Annotated in this window: 1 protein-coding gene; it reads left to right on the forward strand. The window is 52.6% G+C overall.

What is annotated here, in order from left to right:
• Positions 1 to 686: 686 nt before the first annotated feature.
• Positions 687 to 1,319 (forward strand): response regulator transcription factor, encoded by a 633-nt coding sequence (locus tag LUB09_RS23825; RefSeq protein WP_003231407.1) that lies wholly within the window; start codon positions 687 to 689, stop codon positions 1,317 to 1,319.
• Positions 1,320 to 1,469: the final 150 nt, after the last annotated feature.

Raw genomic sequence — 1,469 nt, forward strand, 5'->3', positions numbered from 1 at the left:
GGGCTGGTCTCGATACTGGATACGATAAACCGACTCAACCGCATAGCCTGAACCGCCGTATACGGAACCGTACGTACGGTGGTGTGAGAGGACGGCGGGAGTAATCCCGCCTCCTACTCGATCCCGGAATTAATGTAGAGCGAACATCCTGTTTACTTATGTTTAAGATTGTTTGCTATTAAACACGCCACCCCTGATTTACGCCTCCTGTCCTGAAACTTTACAGGGACGAATGAATTGTTTACACCTGAGCAGGAACTGTTTCTTACAGAAAAATCACTCAAAGAAGTACAGCGTGAATGTAATGCGCTGAAATTTCTGTAGGAATTTTAAGGTGTGGACACCTATGTTGAATGGAACTGAATCAGAGGGAGTGTTTTCACCTGTGCGATCTCGTGAATGCCACAAGCAAGAGGCATTTCCTGAAAGTCGCGTGCGCCACGTTTACGGCCGCCCCTTTAATCGGTGCGTATTTCACTCAAAATATGTAGGGGAACGGAAAGTTCTGAAAGGCTGCATAAAGTCGAATGCACCCTCATTGTTGTTTTTTTGTAGGCTGATTCCGATATCGTTGTGGCTTGGGTCTCTGCTTGCTGTTGCTCGGGGGGGAACACTATGCCAACTAGGAAACGACTAGGCTATTGTGTTTGCTCTGAATAATTCGAACAGCGAAATTGGACTTTCTTATGAATAAAGTGCTGATCGTGGATGATCATCCCGTGATTCGTCTTGCTGTGCGTATGCTCATGGAACGTCATGGTTATGAGGTCGTTGCAGAGACCGATAACGGTGTCGATGCGTTGCAACTTGCGCGGGAGCATATGCCGGACATTGTCATATTGGATATTGGAATTCCCCAGCTCGACGGGCTGGAAGTTATTTGCCGACTGTCTTCCAGCAAACAGCCATCGCCGTTCAAGGTGCTGGTGCTCACCTCGCAGGCGCCTGGCCATTTCTCCATGCGCTGCATGCAGGCCGGGGCGGCGGGTTACGTGTGCAAGCAGCAGGACCTGACCGAGCTGCTGAGTGCCATCAAAGCGGTGCTTTCCGGCTACAGCTACTTCCCGAACCAGGCATTGAACTCGGTGCGCTCCACCATCGGCAACGCCAGTGAGGCGGACATGGTCGAGCGCCTGTCCGGGCGCGAGATGATGGTGTTGCAGCAATTGGCTCGCGGCAAGACCAACAAGGAAATTGCAGACGGCATGTTCCTCAGCAACAAGACCGTCAGTACCTACAAGACGCGCCTGCTGCTCAAGCTCAACGCGCGCTCACTGGTGGACCTGATCGAACTGGCCCAGCGCAACGGGCTGGTCTGAGGCACGCATTGCCCCGCTATACCGGATCGAGTAGGAGGCGGGATTACTCCCGCCGTCCTCTCACACCACCGTACGTACGGTTCCGTATACGGCGGTTCAGGCTATGCGGTTGAGTCGGTTTATCGTATCCAGTATCGAGACCAGCCCGAG

The organism is Pseudomonas sp. Leaf59, assembly GCF_920984685.1.
In the GTDB taxonomy this organism is placed as follows: Bacteria; Pseudomonadota; Gammaproteobacteria; order Pseudomonadales; family Pseudomonadaceae; genus Aquipseudomonas.